This is a genomic window from Streptococcus cristatus, from assembly GCF_003943535.1.
GTDB classification, from domain to species: Bacteria; Bacillota; Bacilli; order Lactobacillales; family Streptococcaceae; genus Streptococcus; species Streptococcus cristatus_L.
On sequence record NZ_RJPU01000002.1, the window covers coordinates 477478 to 494877 of the forward strand.

Consider the following 17400-nt stretch of genomic DNA (forward strand, 5'->3'; position numbering starts at 1 on the left):
TTCTCTCCTAGTCTAAAACTCGACTGCCACCTGCAACTTCAGCGATATAGAAGCTTGGAGCATATCCAACGACTTCCTCGTAGTGCTTGCCTACAGCTTCCTTAAAGGCCTCAACAGCATCTTTTCGCACCAAAGCAATGGCACAGCCACCAAAGCCTGCTCCGGTCATACGGGCTCCCAGAACACCTTTTTGCTCCCAGGCCGTGTGAACCAAGGTGTCCAGCTCTAGACCAGTCACTTCATAGTCATGCTCCAACGAAACGTGGGAAGCATTCATGAGACGGCCGAACTTGTCAAGATCGCCTGCCTGCAAAGCTGCCCGCGCTTGCAAAGTGCGCTGATTTTCCAAAACAGCATGGCGAGCCCGTTTGAGGCGATTTTCGTCCTCTATCAGATAGCTATACTCGTCAAAGGACCACTCATCCAACTCACCCAAGGTAGCAATAGACAGCTTACGGTTCAGTTCTTCAACAGCTTTTTCGCACTCCGCCCGACGCTCATTGTACTTAGAGTCCGCCAACTCACGTCGCTTGTTGGTATTCATAATCACTACGACATTATCCTTGAGATCAAGCGGCACCAAATCATACTCAAGAGTATTGGTATCTAAGTAAATAGCCCGCTGGTCAGCTCCCATTCCGATAGCAAACTGGTCCATAATGCCAGAATTAACCCCGATAAATTCATTCTCAGTTAATTTACCGATTTTCACTAGGTCCAGACGTTCCAACTGCAAATCAAAGAGTTTCTCAGCAATGACACCCGTCAAAAGCTCTAGAGATGCAGAAGATGATAAGCCAGAACCATTTGGAATATTTCCATAAACATAGATATCTATGCCTCGGTCAATTGTATGGCCTGCCTCCTGCAGAAAATGCAGGACTCCTTTCGGATAATTGGTCCAGTTATGCTCAGGCTCAAAGTGCAGGTTTTCCAGCGGCACTTCAATAATCCCTTTTTCTTCAAAATTTCCTGAGAAGAATCTCAAGAGCTGATCGTCCCGCTTGCGAGCCGCTCCATAAGTTCCAAGAGAAATGGCTGCAGGAAAGACATGGCCACCGTTATAGTCCGTATGCTCGCCGATCAGATTGATCCGACCGGGTGAAAAGAAAGTGTGGTCCGCTTCTACTCCAAAAACCTTAGCAAAATCTGCGCGGATTTGCTCTACTGAAATGACATTTGACATAAACTAAACTCCTTTAAAATGATGATCGATATTGTAATCGTTTTCTTAATTTCATTATAACTGTTTCCGAGTAAAACTTCAATAAATTTAGTAAAATTTTACTCAAGAAAATTATTAGATATTATTTACTAAATTCCTCTTTGTTATTTACTTATTTTTGAGGTATAATAGCCAATATAAGACAATAGGAGAAAAAAATGGCTACGATTAAGGATATTGCCCAGGCTGCTGGGGTCTCTCCCGCTACGGTCTCTCGCGTACTCAACTACGACCCAGCCATGTCAGTCAGTGATGGCACTCGCAAAAAGATTTTTGACATCGCTGAGCAGCTAAACTATAAAAAATCAAGAAAAAGGAAGCCAAGTAAGGCTCAGGCCTACCGTATTGGGCTCATTGAATGGTACACTGAGCAGGAAGAGCTCGATGACCTTTACTACTACTCTGTTCGCTTGGGTATTGAAAAAAAAGCCCAAGAATTGGGCTATGAGATTCTCAGAGTGTTTCAAAATGATTCTCTTGAGCAATTGAAAGACATTGATGGCTTGATTGCCATCGGCAAATTCAGCCCAGCTCAAATCCAGCAGCTGGAGCAGTACAGCAACCACTTAGTTTTTGTCGACAGTGATACGCTTAATGCAGGCCACAGCTGTGTAACGGTTGATTTTGAGAATGCTGTACAGAAGGTTCTTGAGCACTTCATGAACGCTGGTTTTGACCAGATTGGCATGATTGCCGGGCAAGAAAGAACCTCTGATCAGACTAGCCTCATCAGCGACCCTCGTTTGGCAAGCTTTCAGCAGTATCTGTCTGAAAAAGAAATTTATCAACCTGACTTGGTTAAGGTAGGCAGCTTTTCTTCGGAATCAGGCTATCAGATGATGACAGAGCTCCTTAGCGAGCACGAGAACCAGCTCCCGCCCGCCTTCTTCATCTCTAGCGATGCTTTGGCTATCGGTGCCTTGCGGGCTCTGCAAGAACACGGAATCCAAGTTCCCCAAGATGTCAGCATTATTTCATTTAATGATACGTCTATTGCTAAGTACATCTATCCCAGTCTCAGTACGGTCACCGTTTTTACAGAAGAAATGGGCAAGCAGGCTCTGCACATTCTGAATCAAATTTTAACATCCGAAGAGGACTCCATTCCCTATATGGTCAAACTTTCTACCAAGCTGACCATTCGAGAAAGCAGTATTTAACAGAGAAAGAACGAATGAAAACCTACGAACAATTATTTACCATTCTCAGCCAAGCTGACGATTATGCCAATGGAGAAAGTCTAGCCCAGACATTAGGCATTTCCAGGACCTCCATTTGGAAAGCTATTCAACGCTTGGAAAAAGAAGGAATCCAGATCGATTCCGTAAAAAATCGGGGCTATAAGCTCAAAGCGGGGGATTTACTAATCCCAGAAATCATTGAAAAAGAGGCGCCCATCAAAGTTTCCTTCAACCCCAACTGCCAATCTACTCAGATAGATGCCAAAGCAGGTCTGGAGGCGGGTGGCGAAGCAAATACCCTTTATCTAGCTGCTGCTCAATCCGCTGGTCGCGGTCGCTTCGGCCGAGACTTTTTCTCTCCAAAACAGGGCGGCTTTTACATGTCCCTCCATCTCAAACCCAACCTAGCTTTTGATCAAATCCCTGCCTATACCCTCCTGACAGCTGGAGCCATCTATCAAGCTGTAAAAAATCTAACCCTCATAGACATAGATATCAAGTGGGTCAACGATATTTACTACAAGGATAAAAAAATCGCAGGCATTTTAACCGAAGCCATTACTTCAGTCGAGACAGGCTTAGTCACAGATATTATTATCGGGGTCGGGTTCAATTTTTGCATTAATGATTTTCCAGAAGAATTGCAATCTAAGGCTGGATCACTCTTTACAGAGCGAGCTCCTATCAGCAGAAATGAGCTGATTGCTGAAATCTGGAGATGTTTCTACGAAAGCGATCCCCAAGACTTGCTCTATCTTTACAAAAAGCACTCTCTAGTCCTAGGTCGCCAAGTGGGCTTCCATCAAAATAATCAAACCTATAAGGGAATTGCTAGCGATATCTCGGACAGTGGCCAACTTCTAGTCCAGTTGGATAAGGGACAAAGTATCTGGCTCAACAGTGGGGAAATTTCACTAACTAGCTGGTAGTCTACCTAATTGGCATTCAAAAAGCACTTGATGTTTCGTTTCAAGTGCTTTTTCGTATAATCAATCAATTTTTTCCAGTGTGATGTCGCTATTTAATCCCCAAAGCGATTCGAGCATAACGACTCATCTTTTCCACTGTCCAAGCTGGGTACCAAACCAACTTAACATCCGTCTTGGTAACCTCTGGAACATCTGACATAGCATCATAGATCTGGTCAGTCAGAAGATCCGCCAGAGGGCATCCCATGGTTGTCAGGGTCATATCGATTTCCGTTTCTCCATTGGTCTCGTCAAAACGGATTTCATAGATCAAGCCTAGATTGACAATATCAATCCCCAGCTCTGGGTCGATGACCTGCTCCAAGCTCTCTAAAATACGCGTTTTAATCTTTTCAACTTCTTCAGGGCTGTATTTTTTTTCTGACATGCATATCCTCCTTATAGATATGGCAAAAGTTCAAGTTAACTTGAGGCGCTTTTGTTTTCAGCTAGGTTTTCCGCCTTGACGCTTCCTGCTGAAAGATTTCTGCTCCTCGCCGCTCTTCATTTCTTAATCTTCGATAAAGTCTCTGAGTGGTTTGCTACGGCTTGGATGGCGGAGTTTACGCAGGGCTTTGGCTTCAATCTGGCGAATCCGCTCACGGGTGACATTGAAGACCTTGCCGACATCTTCCAGTGTCCGCATTTTCCCATCATCCAGACCAAAGCGCAGACGCAGGACATTTTCCTCGCGGTCTGTCAGCGTATCCAAGACCTCATCCAGCTGTTCACGAAGAACGACACGAGTCGTGTAGTCAACTGGATTTTCAATCACTTCGTCCTCGATAAAGTCTCCTAGATGGCTGTCATCTTCCTCACCGATAGGTGTTTCCAAAGAAACTGGCTCCTGAGCAATCTTGAGAATCTCACGAACCTTATCTGGTGTCATATCCATCCGCTCAGCGATTTGCTCTGGAGTTGGATCTTGGCCTAATTCCTGCAAGAGATTGCGTTGCTCACGGACCAGCTTGTTAATGGTTTCCACCATGTGAACTGGAATCCGAATAGTCCGAGCTTGGTCAGCAATCGCACGGGTAATAGCCTGACGAATCCACCAAGTCGCATAAGTTGAAAACTTAAATCCTTTGGTATAGTCAAACTTATCAACGGCCTTCATCAGCCCCATGTTTCCTTCTTGAATCAAGTCAAGGAACTGCATCCCACGGCCAACATAGCGCTTAGCAATGGAAACAACCAAACGAAGATTGGCCTCAGCCAGACGCTGCTTGGCTTCCAAGTCTCCCTGTTCTACCAAGATAGCCAGCTCCTGCTCTTCTTCATTGCTGAGAAGGGGCACAACCCCGATTTCTTTCAGGTACATGCGGACTGGGTCATTGACCTTGGCTGAATTGCTGCCTAAGAGCTCTTCATCCGTCAGCTCCGCTTCTTCCTCTTCAGTATTCAAGACACGCGCGCTAGGATTTCCTTCCTTATCTGTGATAGAGATACCAGCATCCTGAATGCGTTGCAGCAAATCCTCAATCCCATCAGCATCCAAAGTGAAAGGAATGACTAGCTGGTCATTGATTTCATCGTCTGTCGCTACACCTGTCTGCTTGTGATTGCGGATGAATTCTGCAATTTGAACGTCTAATGTTGTTACTTCTTTTTGTTTTGTAGCCATACCTACTCCATTCTTCTTTTTTGTGCGATTAAGCGCTCCACTTCTAATATAGCGGCATTCTCATCTCCAGTATGCAAAGCTTCTCGAACCTTTTTGCTAATCAGCTGATTATTCTTACGAAGCAATTCGCGTTCCCTAGTCAGCTCAACTTCTGCTAACTCTCCGTCTTCCATCTCCTCTGGCAAATCCTCCTCCAACATTCGATACCAAAGTTGCTGGACTCTTTCTGGTAAGCTAGATAAATCCTGCGAAGTCACTTCACCATTGGCCAGTAAAAGCTCGTATAGCTCCTGCAGTTCCGCCGTATCAAAGGCAAAATCTGTACGAAGCCGATAGCTATTTAAAATCAGCGGATTATGTACCATACGATAGAGGATATGGATTTCCGCCTTTATCAGCCGTGATAGCTGTTTAGACAGCGGAAGATCTACCAGTACAGGTCTTCTTAGAGATTCCGACTGCTGCCCACTTCGACTACTTCGTTCAGTCAAACGACTATTGTTAACCGTATTCTCTACCTGCTGATAATCAAAATCTGGTAGCAACTCAGCCAACATATAAATATATGAATTCTGAGCTGTAATAGACTGCGTTTGAGCAATGATTGGCGCCATTCGCTCCACAAATTCAATCTGAGCCTGCAGGTTTTCGATATTGTCCGGTTTGAGATAACGCAAAAGGAACTCTACATCACTAATTCGCGTTTTGGTCAGAAATTGTCGCAATTCCTCGGCAGAATTTTTTGCAATAAACTCATCGGGGTCCATATTGTCGGGAAAGGATACAATCTCTACCGACATATCCCGCAGCTCCTCTAAAGCCTTGGCTGTCGCAGCCTGACCAGCCCTGTCTCCATCATAAGTCAGAATGATTTTCTTGCAATACTTACGCAGATGCTGGACATGCTCAGGAGTCAGAGCTGTTCCCATAGAGGCGACTGCATTTTCAACTCCAGCCCGATAGGCCGCAATCACATCCATGAAGCCCTCCATCAGATAGACCTCATGGCTCTTTTTAATCACCGGCTTGGCCTTGTCTAGATGATAAAGCTCATAGCTTTTATTAAAAATAGGGGTGCTGCGACTATTCTTATACTTAGCAGTCTGCGAACCAGCCTCCGAATCTTGCCAAATCCGACCAGAAAAGGCGACAACCTGACCCTTGTCATTGGTCAAAGGAAACATAATCCGGTTCTGAAAAGCATCGTAGACCAGATTATTCTCTGCCAAATTAAAAAGTCCTGAGTTCATGATAGTGGACTCATCAAACTTACCAGCCATACTCTTATGAAGATAGTTGCCTTCATTGGGAGCTAGTCCGATTTGAAAATGCTTAATGACTTCATCCGTCAGTCCACGCTGGTAGAGATAAGCGCGCGCTTCTTCTCCTATCTTGGTCGTCATCAGAACCGCATGATAAAACTTCGCTGCTTCTGTATGAATATCATAGAGCGCCTGATGCGGATGATCCTGTCTCGGTCGATCTGCGCTAGCTCTCTCCATACCTAATGAAATGCCCGCTCTGTCTGCGACAATCTGCACAGCATCCATAAAGGATACGCCTCGGTAGTCCTCAATAAACTTGAAAACATCCCCCGACTTGCCACATCCAAAGCAGTGATAGAACTGCTTGTCCTCTACAACATTGAAAGAGGGCGTCTTTTCGCCATGAAAGGGACAAAGTCCCAGAAAATTTCTCCCAGCCTTGGTCAAGGCCACTGTTTCTCCTATGACATCGACGATATTGACACTATTTTTTATTTCAGAAATCATTTCTTTATCCAATAGACAATACCTCCAATTTATCATAGAATATCACTCTATATTTTATAATAATTTGCCGCAAATGTAAAATATTTGATAGGCAAATGACTTGAAATAATTGCTACTTTAAGCTATAATATGACCACAAATATTAAATTATTTTTTGAAAGGAAAAAAATGTTAAAGGATCTTAAAGAATTTTTGCTACGCGGTAACGTGATTGACTTGGCAGTCGGGGTTATCATTGCGAATGCTTTCGGAGCAATCGTCAACTCATTGATTACTGACGTTATCACTCCCCTCTTCCTCAACCCAATTTTGAAAGCTGCAAACTTGAAGCAAATCGCTGAATTGAAATGGAACGGAATTGCTTATGGTAACTTCTTGAGCGCCGTGATCAACTTCTTAGTAATCGGTACTGTTCTCTTCTTCATCGTTAAGTCTGCTGAAAAAGCACAAAGCCTTGCTAAAAAGAACGAAGAAGCTGCTGAAGAAGCACCAGCTGGACCAACAGAACTTGAAGTTCTGCAAGAAATCAAGAGCTTGCTTGAAAAACAAAACTAATATCCAAACAGAGGCTAGGACAAAAGTCCTAGCCTCCTTTGTTGTCTTTGGATTGTCGAGCAAGACGCAGTGGTTGAGTGGGCTCTACTAGGCTGATTCCATCAGCTTTTACAGCCCTACTCAACTGTGCGGAGGTGGGACGACGAAATCGAATTCTAACGAATTACCGATTTCTGTCCCACTCTCTATTTTATTATACGCTTCCCAGTCAAAAGAAAAAAACAGCCAAATTGGCTGCTTTCTCATTCTAGTTATTAGAATTTTTTACGTTTACGAGCTGCTTCTGATTTACGTTTGCGTTTTACAGAAGGTTTTTCATAGAATTCACGTTTGCGTGTTTCTTGAAGAGTACCAGCTTTAGTAACCGCACGTTTGAAACGACGAAGAGCATCGTCAAGAGATTCATTCTTACGTACTACTGTTTTTGACATTTTTTTCACTCCCTTCAAGTCCAAAATCTATATAATGATACCATACATAGGAAGTCGTGTCAAGTATTTTATGTCATTCGTATGTGTCTGGATTTCTGAGGTTTCAAAAAATATTGCTAGCGGAAATACTAAACTATCAGGTTTTACCCGATTTTTGAAAAGTTGCGAAAACCAACTTTCTCAAAATAACAGCTGGTTTTTACTTTACAAGGTTTTTCGTTTTTTGGCTTCTTTCGAGAAGGAAATATTCTTAATTTTCTCATAGCGTAAGAAGCGTTGGATGAGGCGCTGGTCGCTTACATCTGGTTTCAAATAAACCACATAGTCCAACTTGATAAGCTTATTGTCAACTGACTGGACCGAGGTTAACTCAAAGCTTTTGCAGGCTGTTTCAAAGATTGCTTCAAAAAGGACTTCATAGTCTAATTCAGCAGGAATCTGAATTTGTACATAACGTCTGGTTTGACTAACCGAACTAAAACCCATCTTTTCAAAGAGCAACCAAAAGAAGGAAATGAGGAGCGTGAAAAAAACTCCTAGAGTTAAGAAACCCATTCCTGTCGTGATCCCAATCGCTGTCGCCATAAAGATAGCCAAAAGTTCTTTGGATCCTCCTGCTGCTGATCTGAAACGAATCAAACTGAATGTTCCTGCTACAGCGACACTGGTTCCCAGATTTCCATTTACCAAGAAAATGATAATGGAGATAATAGCTGGCAAGAGAGACAGCGTGATGACAAACTCCTTGGTATAAATAGTTTGGTGCTTATAGACCTTGGCCAAAATGAATCCCAAAATCAAGCCAGTCACGAGGGAGGCTGTTAGGGCTAGAGGGTTGACCTTGATTTCAGCCGAAGAATAGGTACTGTTAAATAGTTGTGTAATCATTGTTTCTCTCCTTAAACCTTGACGGCTTGAGGAACCAATTCTTTAGATTTTAGATAGGCTTTGCCGTATTTTTAGAAGGACTGATCTTCAAGGCCGTATTTGTTCAAAATTTCTGACATCCACTGAGGATATTCCCCTGGAACCTTGATCTCCATAATCACCATATCCTCTTCCAATAGTGGATATCCGTGGCGACCTGAAGTCAAGTCTACATCATAATCACGGAAGCGGATATTTGAATCAACCGTCACACGAACTTTTTTGTCCTCTGAGCCTTTCATCGAGTAACGGTCATAGCTAATCACCATTTTCGGTTTTAAGCCTGCATAACGCTCCTGCAACAGCTCCACTTCTGTCTTGACCCGCTCATCGGAAATAGTCTGGTCTGCAAGTCCCTTCTCTATATAATTAACGACGGAAGTTAGATTTGAATCAAGTCGATACTTGAAGCCAACATCCTCCGACTTTTTCTTAATTTCCAAAAATACCTGACTATCCTTTGTTGGCTCCGCTGCATAAGTCCGCATCCGTAGCTTTTCACAACCACCTCTTCTAGCAATCGAATCTTGGATCATTTGAAAATCATCATTGTCAAAATAGACATTTGAAATGGTAGAAGTTGCGTAATCATCTGGAATGAGGTAAGCATGCATTTCAGCTTCTAAGCGAGCCAAGGTCGCACGATCTAAGATGTACTTTGTTTCAACACGTTGGGAGTTAGTTTGGATTTGTTTTTGTTTCATTTGTATTCTCCTTTTGTTCTACAAATGTAGTTTGTGGTTTTAAAAGAAAGAGAGCCCTTGCTCTATCATTTTCTACTTTCCGGACAGTATTTTCAAAGCTTTATTCTACACTTGTAGTTTTTGGAGTCAAGAGGAAAAGTACTAAAATTTAACAAAACTTGAAAATTGACCTCAATTTATGAGTTGAAGACTAGATTTTACCAAAAATAAAGATAAAAAAATTCTACCAATCACTGCTTCTTTCAAGAAAGTCTGATTGGTAGAATCTTTTATCTAATCGTCATCGTCATCATCATCGTCACTATCTTTATCCTTACTCTTTGAGGAGTTAGTTTGAGCAGGAGGTTGGACAGGTGCTGTACTAGTGTTTGTATTTGAATTTGTCACAGTATTGGTAGCAGGAGTTGGCGAGCTAACACTTCCCGTCTGACCTGCATTCCCACTTCCGCCATCAGCTGGAGTCGCTGCAGAAGACGAAGACGGTGAAACTTCTTTTTCAACTGTTACTGTCTTTTCGACAATGGTATGCTGCTTGGATTGGACGACTTTTCCAGTCTTGGCATTGACAAGCATCTCATGAGCCGTCTGTCCATGTGAAAAGAGAATCTTATAATTGCCTTTCTCACGTGAAATTTTCACATCCTTAACGTCCTTTTCAGCCATAGAAAGTTCCTTCAAAACTGTTTCTAAAACCTGACGCTGACTAAGCCCTTCCGCTTTCTTGGACTCTAAGACAAGTTTACTATCTTGTGCGACAGGATTTTCTAAGGCAAAGACCGAGCTAGTCAAGAGCAAAAGTAGAGGAACTGCTACTACGAAAGAAGCAGACAGAAACTTTTTCGGCAGACGACTGTCCATGATGCCAATAATCCGTCTCTTAAGATTAAATTTATCCGAGTAAAAACAAGTCGTCAAAGCAATCGGAGTCTTCTTACTACGGTCAATCATCGTCAGAATGGTCTCACCATAAAAAGTGCGATATGCTGTGTCTTTTCTACTCAGAACATCGTAATCACAGTACATTTCTCCTGCTTCCTGAGTTTCCCGACAAGCAAAACGCACTACTGAATTAAACCAATGCAGGCTCTTGGCGAGAATCGCGAGAAGATTAATCAAGATATCATAGTGCTGATAATGAGTCAACTCATGCTGGAAAATCAGCTGCAGCTCCTCCTCCGTATAGTCCAGCTCCGGTAGCACAATCAAAACATCCCTGAATCCCAGCAACATTGGACTCTGTGTCATAGGATAGTGAAGCAGACGAATCTTGCTTTTAATGCCCATCTTTTCTTTGATCAAATGCAACTGGAACAAAGTCTCTTCGTCCTCAACCTCTGTCCCCCAACGTTGCAACATCTTTTTGAAACGAATATAAGAATAGGCATATTTTCCTAGATGAAATGCACAACCAAGCAGCCAGATAACAAAGAATATTTCAAACCAAGGCAGACCCAGAAAAGCCTCCCAGAGATTTGCCTGGCTAGCTTTTTCAGCTACTTGAGAAACAGTCTGCCCTCCACTTGTCTGGCCAGCTATAACAGCTGTCTGAACAGTCGCCCCAGTACTCAGCCGAATCAAACCAGAGCCAAATTGAGGACGAATTGGGAATAGAAAGCTCAGCAAGATTAAAAACCAGATAAAATACTTGACCTTGACTGAAATCCTGGTCTTAAGGGCTGCAAAAAGAAGGCTCAAAAACAGAACCAAGATCGAGGTTGAGAGACTGGTTAAGAGGAGAGACAAAAGGAACTGTTTCATGGATACTACCTCATCTTACTCTTTCCGATTCAGTAAACTACGCAGCTCATCCAGTTCATTTTCTGAAAAGGAATTGGAGGAAAAGAGAGTCTTGACAAATCCACCCATAGAATGTCCGCTATAGCGCTTCAAAAAGTCTGACGTCTCTACTTCTAAGTATTCCTCTTCCGAAATTAAGGCCGTATACTGCCTTTCACGTCCCTTGCGAACACTTTCTAAAAAGCCCTTTTCCGTCAAGCGAGCTAAGACTGTCAACAAGGTTTGAGGCTTCCAATGGTTATCTTCGCCCAGCTTTTCCATGATTTGGGCAGAGGTCGTTGGATTTGGTAGGTGCCAAATAATCTTTAAGATAGCAAATTCACCATCTGGTAAACGTTTAATTGAATGATTCATTACATTTCCATACTTTCTAAAGTCTTCTTCTAATTTTATTCTACACATGTCTAATAGAAAAGTCAAACATTATGTAAAAAAAGAGCTGGGAATCACTATTTCCCGCTCTTTCTAGAAAAATAAACTCAACAAAGTCAACATTGCTAGTCCGCCCTGCTTGAACAAAATTTTCGGATCGCTAGTCACTGCACCATAAGCCGCTACCAAGATGATATAAACCATAAAAATCCCCAGCCAAACTGGACTAGGCTGCACAAAGGCCGCAATTAAAACCAAAATACCCAGCAGACCATTATAAACTCCTTGGTTTTTGAAAAGAGTATTGACCGACTGCTGCTCCAACTCTTCTTGTGACATACCAAAGATCCGTGCTGTCGTAGCTGAAGTCGTTGCGAAGGTCTCTAAGTACATAATATAGAAAAATTCCAAGGCAACCAAACTCGCCAAAATCAGTGTAAAAATAGACATTTTCTTCTCCCTATAGAAATTTATGACGGAAAAAGTATAACATGGAACAAGAAAAAGTGCTAAAATTTGGTTCTAATAAAATGGACAAAGTGTATAAAGACGTCTTAAAGCACATTTTTAAAATAGGCGTAGCAAAATTCAGCAATTTCTGATTAGATGTGATACAATCTTTTTAAAAAATGGAGGTAAAATTATGTTAACCTATGATTTAATTGTCATCGGCTTTGGTAAGGCCGGTAAAACATTGGCAGCCAAAATGGCGTCCCAAGGAAAAAAAGTTGCTTTGATTGAGAGAAGTAAGGCTATGTACGGGGGAACCTGTATCAATATCGCCTGCATCCCAACCAAGACTCTGCTGGTCGCAGCTGAAAAAGGCCTAGCTTTCGACCAAGTCATGGCTGAAAAGAATGCTGTAACCAGCCGTCTCAACGGGAAGAACTACTCTGCAATCAGTGGCGCTGGTGTCGACATCATCGATGCGGAAGCTCATTTCCTTTCCAATAAGGTCATCGAAATTACAGCTGGCGATGAGAAAGAGGAACTGACTGCTGAGACTATTGTCATCAATACTGGCGCTGTTTCCAATGTCCTGCCAATTCCTGGACTGACTGAAACCGAACATGTCTATGACTCAACTGGCATCCAAAATCTGAAAGAACTTCCTAAACGCTTAGGAGTTCTGGGGGGCGGTAACATCGGCCTAGAATTCGCTGGACTCTACAACAAATTGGGCAGTCAGGTGACTGTACTGGATGCTGCACCTGTCTTTCTCCCTCGAGTAGAGCCTTCTATCGCTACTCTAGCTAAGCAATACATGGAAGAAGACGGAATCCAACTCCTGCAAAATGTGCAAACCAAGCAAATTAAAAATGATGGTGCTGAAGTTGTCGTTGTGACAGAAGATGGAGAATTCCGCTTTGATGCCCTGCTCTATGCTACTGGTCGCAAGCCGAATGTTGAACCACTGCAGTTGGAAAATACTGACATCGAGCTGACAGAGCGCGGAGCGATTAAGGTCGATAAACACTTGGAAACATCTGTACCTGGTGTATTTGCAGCGGGCGATGTCAATGGCGGTCTGCAGTTTACTTATATCTCGCTTGATGACTTCCGTATCCTTTATAGCTATCTGGCTGGCGACGGCAGCTACACACTGGAAGACCGTAAAAACGTCCCTACCAGTATGTTTATCACACCACCTTTGGCTCAAATCGGATTGACTGAAAAGGAAGCCCAAGAGCAAGGACTGCCAATTGCAGTGAAAGAGATTCCCGTTGCAGCAATGCCTCGCGGACATGTCAATGCTGACTTACGTGGCGCCTTCAAGGCTGTTGTCAATACAGAAACCAAAGAAATCGTCGGTGCGACTATCTTCTCAGCAGGGGCTCAGGAAATCATCAATATCCTGACTGTAGCCATGGATAATAAGATTCCTTACACCTACTTGAGCAAGCAAATCTTCACTCATCCAACTCTGGCTGAAAACCTCAATGATTTATTTGCTATTTAATGTTAAGCCCCTGATGGGGCTTTTACAATCCCTATAAAAATTTAACTACATTTCAACCTCTTTTTGTGGTACAATAATGCTAGTTTATTTTAAAAAGATTGAGGAAAATTATGTCTGAACTGTATGATATTACGATTGTCGGTGGCGGTCCAGTTGGCCTATTCGCAGCTTTTTACGCTCATCTGCGCCAAGCCAAGGTTAAAATCATTGATTCCCTGCCTCAACTGGGCGGACAGCCAGCCATTCTCTATCCAGAGAAGAAGATTCTGGATGTACCGGGCTTTACTAATTTGACTGGCGAAGAGTTGACTCAGCGTCTGATTGAGCAGCTGGAAACTTTCCAGACTGAGATTTGCCTCAATGAAACAGTGCTGGATATCGTTAAATCTGATGATGGCTTCACCATTACGACTTCTCAAGCACAGCATCAGACCAAAACCATTATCATCGCCATGGGAGGTGGTGCCTTCAAACCGAGAGCTTTGGAGTTAGACGATGCTGAAAGCTACAGCAACCTTCACTATCATGTTTCAAACATCAACCAATACGCAGGCAAAAAGGTTGTCATTCTGGGAGGCGGTGACTCGGCTGTTGACTGGGCACTAGCTTTTGAAAAGATTGCGGAAACCAGTCTGGTTCATCGTCGGGATAACTTCCGGGCTTTGGAGCATAGTGTGGAAGAACTCAAGGCTTCTAGCGTTGAGATTAAGACACCATTTATACCCAGTCGATTGGTCGGCGAAAATGGCAAGATAACCCACTTGGAAATCAGCCAAGTCAAGGGAGAGGAAAATCATCTTCTACCTCTGGATCACCTCTTTGTCAACTACGGTTTTAAATCCTCTGTCGGTAATCTCAAAGATTGGGGCCTAGAGCTCAACCGTCACAAAATTTTGGTCAACAGCAAGCAAGAAACTTCCATGCCAGGTATCTATGCAGCTGGGGACTGCTGTAGTTACGAAGGTAAGATCGACTTAATTGCGACTGGACTAGGTGAGGCGCCTACTGCTGTCAACAATGCCATTAACCATATCTATCCTGAGCAAAAAGTCCAACCTAAACATTCTACAAGCCTATAAAAAACAGCTGCCGAGCTCAAGCTCAGCAGCTTTTATAATTCATCTGCGATTTTATTGATTTTTCTCAAGCGATGATTGACACCGCTCTTAGTCAGTGGCCGGCTCAGACTATCAGCTAGCTGCTGGATGGAGTAGTCTGGATGTTGGATACGAAGCTGGGCTACCTCCTGCAGATCTACAGGTAAACTCTCAATGCCGATATTATCGCTGATTTTGGCAATATTGTTGATGGTTTTCATACTGGCTGTGACCGTACGGGCGATGTTCGCTGTCTCCGCATTATTAGCGCGATTGAGGTCATTACGCGCTTCCCGCATGAGCTTAAGAGACTCAAACTCAGCCGTAGCTTCCATAGCCCCGATGACAATGAGAAAATCCATGATATCCTCAGCCCGCTGCAGATAAGTAACAGCCCCCTTCTTGCGCTCAATGGTCTTGGCATCCAGCAGAAAACGGCGCATCAAAGCAGCTAAATCCTCAGCATGATCCAAATAAACGGACAGGATTTCCAGCTGGTACTTGCCCGAGTCTGGCTCCCGCATACTACCACTAGCCAGAAATGCTCCCCTCAGATAGGAGCGACTGGCTTCGTCATCTGACAGAATAGCCTGGTCAATCCCTGCCTCGATACCAAAAAAGGAGTCAGCCAAGTGCAGATCAGAAAGGATTTCTTCAACTTTCTGATCCAGAAATACTGTATAAACTCGATTCTTGCGCAGATTAGTCTTCTGATGGTGGCGGATTTCTGATTTGACCTGATAAAGATCCAACAGCAATTCATAGAGATGGCGAGCAATCTTGGCGTTTTCTGTTGAAATGAATAAGGTGAGGCCGGTCGAAGAAATTCCCAAACTACCAGCCATCTTGATCATGGCTGCCAACTCGTTTTTGTCGTTTACAGATAGGCTTAAAAGCTCTTCTTTTACCTTCACTGTAAAACTCATTTGCGCACCTGTATAATCTGCATCAATTCATCAACAAGCAACTCGCCGTCATGGAAAGCTCCGCCATTTTCCAAACGAAGGAAATTTGATGAAATGACACGTGGAACTTGCTCCTGCAACCCTCGAAAATTATGATCAACCTGAACCAGATATTCATCAAATTTATTGCTGTTCATATACTCGCGCGGGACTGGCTCGATATTGACCAAGACAGTATCAATGAACTTTTTGCCCAGATGACGATGCAATACTTGAACGTGGTCGCTATCTGAAAAGTGCTCTGTTTCGCCGCGCTGGGTCATAATGTTGCAGACATAGGCTACTTCTGCCTTAGTATCTAAAATAGCTTGGCCGATTTCTTCGATTACGAGGTTTGGCAAGATGGAGGTAAAGAGAGAACCTGGTCCCAGCACCACCATATCGCTATCCAAAATGCTCTGGACCACCTTTCTACTGGCAACAGGCTTTTCATCATCATAGGTATTGGTCACATAGACCCGCTCAATCATACCAGCCTTACTGGCTAAATTACTCTCACCGACAACTTCCGTTCCATCAGTAAACACAGCATGCAGAGTCAGCGGAGTGTCGCTTGAAGGGTAGATTTTACCTGTTGTATGGAAAAACTTGGTCAGAAGCTGCATGGCATTATAGGTCGAACCCTGCATTTCGGAAATGCCTGCAATAATCAGATTCCCAAGGGGATGACCTGCTAGAACACCGTCTCCTTTGGCAAAGCGATACTGGAAGACCTTCTCATAAAACTTTGGCATGTCGGACATGGCGACCAAAACATTTCGCAAGTCACCCGGCGGCGTCAGCTGCTGGATGTTTTTACGCAGCTCACCAGAACTACCGCCATCATCTGCAACTGTGACAATGGCTGTGATCTCCACATCCTTTTTCCGTAGGCTGTTTAAAATAACTGAAATTCCTGTACCGCCTCCGATAACTGTAATTCTCGGTTTTCTCATGAGCGGTTCACCGTTTCCTTCCGGCGATTTTTGTCGCGATGGCTGGCATTGACAGGCCAATTTTTCGCTAAATCATCCGCCAAACGCTGTGCAAAAGCCACACTACGGTGTTGTCCGCCCGTGCAGCCAACTGCGATAGTCAGCACAGACTTTCCTTCCTTTTGATAGCCGGACAAAATCGGCTCAATCAAGCCCAGCAGATGCTTGTAAAATTCTTCTGACTCCGCATGGTTCATGACATAGTCAAATACATCCTTATCCAATCCTGTCTGATTGCGCAGCTCAGGTTTATAGTAGGGATTAGGCAGAAAACGCACATCAAAAACCAAGTCTGCATCCAGAGGCAAACCATATTTAAAACCAAAACTCATAACCTCGATGCGAAAACTGTGCAGGTCAGCCTGGTTTGAAAATTGTTCAGAGATGGTCTTTCTGAGCTCCCGTGGTGTCAGTTCTGTCGTATCTACAACATTTTGACTGAGATTTTTCAGAGGAGCTAAAAGTTCGCGCTCCAGTTTAATACCATCTAAAATTCGTCCGTCAGCTGCCAAAGGGTGACTGCGTCTAGTTTCCTTATAGCGAGCCACCAACTCCTTGTCAGCCGCATCTAAAAATAAAATTTTAAAATCGATTTCCGTGCTTCTTTCTAGCTCATCCAGAATATCCTGAATCTCCAAAAAGAAGGAGCGACTCCTCATATCAACAACCAGAGCCAACTTATCATTGTCCTTTGTCCCTTCGACCAACTGCAAAAACTTTGGTACTAAGGTCGGCGGCATATTATCAATGGTAAAATAACCCAAATCCTCAAAAGACTGGATAGCGACAGTCTTTCCGGCACCGCTCATTCCTGTCACAATCACTAATTGAATCTTGTGTTCAGCCAT

Annotated in this window: 18 protein-coding genes; 5 read left to right on the plus strand and 13 right to left on the minus strand. The window is 43.5% G+C overall.

What is annotated here, in order from left to right; genetic code table 11:
* Positions 1-7 precede the first annotated feature (7 nt).
* Positions 8-1186, minus strand: a complete 1179-nt coding sequence (locus D8790_RS05605) for a galactokinase (protein WP_125387888.1) — start codon at positions 1184-1186, stop codon at positions 8-10.
* Positions 1187-1383: 197 nt separating this feature from the next.
* Here D8790_RS05605 and D8790_RS05610 point away from each other — a divergent pair, with 197 nt between their 5' ends.
* Positions 1384-2385, plus strand: a complete 1002-nt coding sequence (locus D8790_RS05610; protein ID WP_125387889.1) for a LacI family DNA-binding transcriptional regulator — start codon at positions 1384-1386, stop codon at positions 2383-2385.
* 14 nt (positions 2386-2399) lie between these two features.
* Entirely contained in the window at positions 2400-3335 is a 936-nt protein-coding gene (gene birA / locus D8790_RS05615; protein ID WP_125387890.1) for a bifunctional biotin--[acetyl-CoA-carboxylase] ligase/biotin operon repressor BirA, read from the plus strand.
* Positions 3336-3423: 88 nt separating this feature from the next.
* Here birA and D8790_RS05620 read toward each other — a convergent pair whose 3' ends face one another.
* The 3 genes from D8790_RS05620 to dnaG form a co-directional block, all read right to left on the minus strand.
* A complete protein-coding gene (locus tag D8790_RS05620) occupies positions 3424-3762 on the minus strand; it encodes a metal-sulfur cluster assembly factor (protein WP_125371420.1) in 339 nt (112 codons plus the stop codon).
* Positions 3763-3885: 123 nt separating this feature from the next.
* Positions 3886-4998, minus strand: a complete 1113-nt coding sequence (rpoD, locus tag D8790_RS05625; RefSeq protein WP_002895944.1) for an RNA polymerase sigma factor RpoD — start codon at positions 4996-4998, stop codon at positions 3886-3888.
* Between the two features lie 2 nt (positions 4999-5000).
* The gene (dnaG, locus tag D8790_RS05630) at positions 5001-6806 is read right to left on the minus strand and encodes a DNA primase (RefSeq protein WP_125387891.1); all 1806 of its coding nucleotides are present in this window, start codon (positions 6804-6806) and stop codon (positions 5001-5003) included.
* 132 nt (positions 6807-6938) lie between these two features.
* Between dnaG and mscL the strand changes: the two genes are divergently transcribed.
* Positions 6939-7325, plus strand: coding sequence for a large conductance mechanosensitive channel protein MscL (gene mscL, locus D8790_RS05635; protein WP_061909123.1), 387 nt, complete (start codon positions 6939-6941; stop codon positions 7323-7325).
* A gap of 254 nt (positions 7326-7579) precedes the next feature.
* On the opposite strand, the gene rpsU is transcribed toward mscL, so the two are convergent.
* The 6 genes from rpsU to D8790_RS05670 all read right to left on the minus strand — a co-directional run bounded on the left by rpsU (position 7580) and on the right by D8790_RS05670 (position 12006).
* Positions 7580-7756 (minus strand): 30S ribosomal protein S21, encoded by a 177-nt coding sequence (gene rpsU / locus D8790_RS05645; RefSeq protein WP_000048054.1) that lies wholly within the window; start codon positions 7754-7756, stop codon positions 7580-7582.
* Between the two features lie 204 nt (positions 7757-7960).
* Positions 7961-8644 carry a DUF4956 domain-containing protein gene (locus D8790_RS05650; protein WP_125387892.1) on the minus strand — a complete coding sequence of 228 codons (684 nt, stop codon included), beginning with the start codon at positions 8642-8644 and terminating at the stop codon, positions 7961-7963.
* Between the two features lie 71 nt (positions 8645-8715).
* Complete coding sequence (locus D8790_RS05655) at positions 8716-9387, minus strand: polyphosphate polymerase domain-containing protein (protein WP_125387893.1); 672 nt, start codon at positions 9385-9387, stop codon at positions 8716-8718.
* A 273-nt stretch (positions 9388-9660) separates the two neighbouring features.
* A complete protein-coding gene (locus D8790_RS05660; RefSeq protein WP_125387894.1) occupies positions 9661-11145 on the minus strand; it encodes a M56 family metallopeptidase in 1485 nt (494 codons plus the stop codon).
* A 15-nt stretch (positions 11146-11160) separates the two neighbouring features.
* A complete protein-coding gene (locus tag D8790_RS05665) occupies positions 11161-11538 on the minus strand; it encodes a BlaI/MecI/CopY family transcriptional regulator (protein ID WP_125387895.1) in 378 nt (125 codons plus the stop codon).
* 111 nt (positions 11539-11649) lie between these two features.
* On the minus strand, positions 11650-12006 hold the full coding sequence (locus tag D8790_RS05670) for a DUF1304 domain-containing protein (protein WP_125387896.1): 357 nt from the start codon (positions 12004-12006) through the stop codon (positions 11650-11652).
* A gap of 193 nt (positions 12007-12199) precedes the next feature.
* Between D8790_RS05670 and D8790_RS05675 the strand changes: the two genes are divergently transcribed.
* The gene (locus D8790_RS05675) at positions 12200-13516 is read left to right on the plus strand and encodes an FAD-containing oxidoreductase (protein WP_125387897.1); all 1317 of its coding nucleotides are present in this window, start codon (positions 12200-12202) and stop codon (positions 13514-13516) included.
* Between the two features lie 110 nt (positions 13517-13626).
* Positions 13627-14595 (plus strand): NAD(P)/FAD-dependent oxidoreductase, encoded by a 969-nt coding sequence (locus D8790_RS05680; protein WP_125387898.1) that lies wholly within the window; start codon positions 13627-13629, stop codon positions 14593-14595.
* Between the two features lie 32 nt (positions 14596-14627).
* Here the strand turns inward: D8790_RS05680 and whiA are convergent, their stop codons facing one another.
* The 3 genes from whiA to rapZ are packed head-to-tail and all read right to left on the minus strand — an operon-like array spanning position 14628 to position 17400.
* Positions 14628-15539 carry a DNA-binding protein WhiA gene (gene whiA / locus D8790_RS05685; protein WP_125387899.1) on the minus strand — a complete coding sequence of 304 codons (912 nt, stop codon included), beginning with the start codon at positions 15537-15539 and terminating at the stop codon, positions 14628-14630.
* Positions 15536-16513, minus strand: coding sequence for a YvcK family protein (locus D8790_RS05690; RefSeq protein WP_125387900.1), 978 nt, complete (start codon positions 16511-16513; stop codon positions 15536-15538). The genes whiA and D8790_RS05690 overlap by 4 nt, the downstream gene beginning before the upstream one ends.
* Entirely contained in the window at positions 16510-17400 is an 891-nt protein-coding gene (gene rapZ, locus D8790_RS05695; RefSeq protein ID WP_125387901.1) for an RNase adapter RapZ, read from the minus strand. Before rapZ ends, D8790_RS05690 begins: the two co-directional genes overlap by 4 nt.